This is a genomic window from Bdellovibrionota bacterium, assembly GCA_035292885.1.
Taxonomy (GTDB): Bacteria; Bdellovibrionota_G; JALEGL01; order JALEGL01; family DATDPG01; genus DATDPG01.
In genome coordinates, this window is the sequence record DATDPG010000124.1 from 1 (window position 1) to 3,332 (window position 3,332).

Consider the following 3,332-nt stretch of genomic DNA (forward strand, 5'->3'; position numbering starts at 1 on the left):
GGCCAGCGCCTTTTCCAAAGGGAGAATTTCTTTCGCGACCGGCGCGTCGAGCCAGATCCTCTCGTTCATCCACTGTTCGATTTGGGCTATTTCATCCGGCGTCAACGCCGCGGGATGGGCGAAATCGAACCGGAGCCGCTCCGGCGAGACGAGCGAGCCGGACTGACTGACATGCGAACCGAGCAATTCCTTCAATGTAGCGTGCAGCATATGCGTGGCCGTGTGATTCTTGGCCGTCGCCGCCCGCGCCTTCGCATCCACGCTGAAGCTCGCCTTAACTCCCGCGCGAACGTCACCTTCCGTCACCCGGCACTTATGAAGAATGATTTCGGGCGCCGGCTTTCGCGCATCGACGACTTCCAGTGAAAAGCCTTCGCCGGAAACGGCACCGATGTCCCCGACCTGTCCGCCCGACTCCCCATAAAAGGGAGTTCGATCGGCCAAGATTTCAATCGCGTCTCCGGCTTTCGCGGATTGCACGGCTTTGCCGTCTTTTACGATCGCCCGAATGCTTCCTTCGGCCGTCAGCTGGCGGTAGCCGAGAAATTCCGTCCGCAAACCGTCCCCGACCCACTTCCGCACCAGAAGATCGATCTCTTTGTCCGCACTCCCCTTCCAGCTTCCCCGCGCCTTTTCCCGGTGCCGTTCGAAAGCTTCCTCGAAGCCTTCGTGGTCGTACGAAAACCCCGTTTCGCGCAGAATATCGGCCGTCATATCCACCGGAAATCCGTACGTATCATACAGACGAAACGCTATATCTCCGGGAAGAGTTTTCATTCCCTTCTTCTTGAGCTTATCCATCTCCTCCGACAACAGCGTCAGACCTCGGTCGATCGTCTCGGCAAAGCGTTCTTCTTCCTGCCGAATGACCTCAGCCGCCGCCTTCGATGCCCTCTTCAACTCGGGATAAACGGCCCCCATCTCTTCGACGACGGTTCCCGAGAGAACATGCAAGAACGGCTTCCCAATCCCGAGTTTCCGTCCATGCCGCATCGCCCGCCGCATGATGCGCCGAAGAACATATCCTCTCCCTTCATTGGAAGGTTGTACGCCGTCGGCAATCAGGAACGTCATCGCCCTTACGTGGTCGGCGATCACGCGCAATGAAATTTTTTCCTCTTCCGCCGCCTTTTTATACTCTTTCCCGGAAATCTTTTTGGAAGCCCCAAAGATCGGAGAAAAAAGATCGGTGTCGTAATTGCTCGTCACGCCCTGCACGATCGCCGTGATCCGTTCGAGCCCCATTCCGGTGTCGATCGAAGGTTTCGGGAGTTTTGCCCGCGTTCCATCCGGCCGCTGGTTGAACTCCATGAAGACCAGGTTCCAAAACTCGATATATCGGTCGCAATCGCAGCCGACGTCACAGGTCGGTTTTCCGCATCCCACCCCGGCTCCTTGGTCGAAAAATATTTCCGAACAGGGGCCGCACGGGCCGCTTTCCCCCATCGCCCAAAAATTGTCCTTCGCGCCGAAGCGGTAAATCCGTTTCTCCGCGATTCCGATGTCGTTTTTCCAGATCCCGAACGCGGCATCGTCCTCGGTGAACACCGAGACGTAGAGCCTGTCTTTCGGCACCTTCAGCTCTTCCGTGCAAAATGTCCACGCGAACCGGACGGCCTCCTTTTTGAAATAGTCGCCGAACGAAAAGTTCCCCAGCATCTCGAAAAACGTGTGGTGCCTCGCGGTTCTTCCCACGTTTTCGAGGTCGTTGTGTTTGCCGCCCGCGCGCACGCACTTTTGCGATGACGCCGCTCGCTTGTAGTCCCGCTTTTCTTCTCCGATAAAAACGCCTTTGAACTGATTCATTCCCGCATTGGTAAAAAGAAGCGTCGGGTCCAACCGCGGCACCAGGGACGAACTCGGCACCACCCGGTGCCCGTTCTTTTCAAAGAATTTAAGAAATCGGTTCCGTATCTCCGCCGACGACAGTTTTTTCATACATTTAATCGCCGCTCGAATTGCTCGCGGATGGAATCATTCATCTTTTCTTTTTGAGTTCGATGAGGACAAGCCTTGCGATCGATTTCAGCGTTTCGAATACGCCGGTTCCCGACGTAGCCACCGCTTCAAAATCGGGGATGCCGTTCGCGTTCAAAGCGCCCCGCAACTCTTCCATCGACGATACGTTCGGAAGATCCCGTTTGTTGTACTGAACCACGTATGGGATCTGGCTTAAGTCGTATCCCTGTTCCTGTAAGTTCACTTTAAGGTTTTCAAACGACTCGATGTTGGCGTCGATGCGCTCGACCTGAGAATCGGCCACGAAAACCACGCCGTCCACGCCCTTCAAAATCAACTTTCGGCTGGCGTCATAAAAGACTTGGCCGGGCACCGTATAGAGATGAAAGCGCGTTTTAAATCCCCGGATTTCCCCCAGAGAGAGAGGAAGAAAATCGAAAAACAGCGTCCGCTCGGTCTCGGTGGCGAGCGAGATCATTTTCCCTTTCGCCTCCGGCGATGTCTTTTTGTAAATGAATTGCAGATTCGTCGTCTTGCCGCAGAGGCCGGGACCGTAATAGACGATCTTGCAGTTGATCTCGCGCGAGGAGTAGTTGATGAATGACATGTTCCGTCAGTCCCGAAAAAGGTTGTCGATGTCCGCGTCGGTGATCTCGGCGAAGGGCGACGGCGCCCCACCCGGGGTTTCCGCCTTCCTTACCAGGGATTGAAAGATTGTATCCAATTCGTGCGAAGCTTTCTTGACCCGAAGCCGCACGAGCCCCAGCGAAGACCGGCCGTCGAAGATCACGACGAGAATCACCCGCTGACCCACCAGGGAAATGTGAATGTTGTCCTTCTCCCCCTCGTGAAAGAGTATCGAGAACTCCCGCTCCCCCAGCAATTTCGCCAAGCCGCCCGTGGCCGCGATGTTCCCGGCCGTCAGCGAGGCGAGACTGGTGGAGTCGATGTTCGTCGTATCTCCCGCGCTCGCGATCAACTGGCCGTTCTTGTCCACGAGGTAACAGACTTTGGCGTTCGCCTCCCTCCCCAACTTTTCAATGAGTTGGGAGATTTGGCGAAACTCCTCCTCGAACATCACCATTTGTGGATTAGCCATTTGTCGTCACCGAACGCAGTGTCCGGAGTCCGTCGATCAAGATATGTCGGATTCTGGGCACTAGCTAAGTATACGTCATCTAACAGTATTTTCGGGGACGGGCAAGGAGAGTCAGGTGGCCGAGAACTGCCGCCGCTCCATTATAGAGCGTCCCAGCGTTACCGTGTCCGCATATTCCAGGTGTCCTCCGAGCGGGATCCCCATCGCGATGCGGCTGGTCGCGATCCCTTTCTCTTTAAGAAGCTTGGCCAGGTAGATCGCCGTAGCTTCCCCC

4 protein-coding genes are annotated in these 3,332 nt (G+C 55.8%); all 4 read right to left on the bottom strand.

Features of this window, described 5'->3' with window-relative positions:
- On the bottom strand, nt 1-1,938 hold a 1,938-nt coding region (gene alaS / locus VI895_09590), incomplete at its 3' end, for an alanine--tRNA ligase (protein ID HLG20049.1).
- A 40-nt stretch (nt 1,939-1,978) separates the two neighbouring features.
- Nucleotides 1,979-2,566 (bottom strand): ADP-ribosylation factor-like protein, encoded by a 588-nt coding sequence (locus VI895_09595; GenBank protein ID HLG20050.1) that lies wholly within the window; start codon nt 2,564-2,566, stop codon nt 1,979-1,981.
- A 6-nt stretch (nt 2,567-2,572) separates the two neighbouring features.
- Entirely contained in the window at nt 2,573-3,058 is a 486-nt protein-coding gene (locus VI895_09600) for a roadblock/LC7 domain-containing protein (GenBank protein HLG20051.1), read from the bottom strand.
- Nucleotides 3,059-3,169: 111 nt separating this feature from the next.
- The coding region (locus VI895_09605) for a recombination protein RecR (protein HLG20052.1) at nt 3,170-3,332 on the bottom strand (163 nt) is incomplete at its 5' end.

What these genes read in the sequence shown, in the direction of transcription:
- VI895_09595 (HLG20050.1), bottom strand. Translation starts at nt 2,566, where the DNA reads ATGTCATTCATCAACTACTCCTCGCGCGAGATCAACTGCAAGATCGTC.
- VI895_09600 (HLG20051.1), bottom strand. Translation starts at nt 3,058, where the DNA reads ATGGCTAATCCACAAATGGTGATGTTCGAGGAGGAGTTTCGCCAAATC.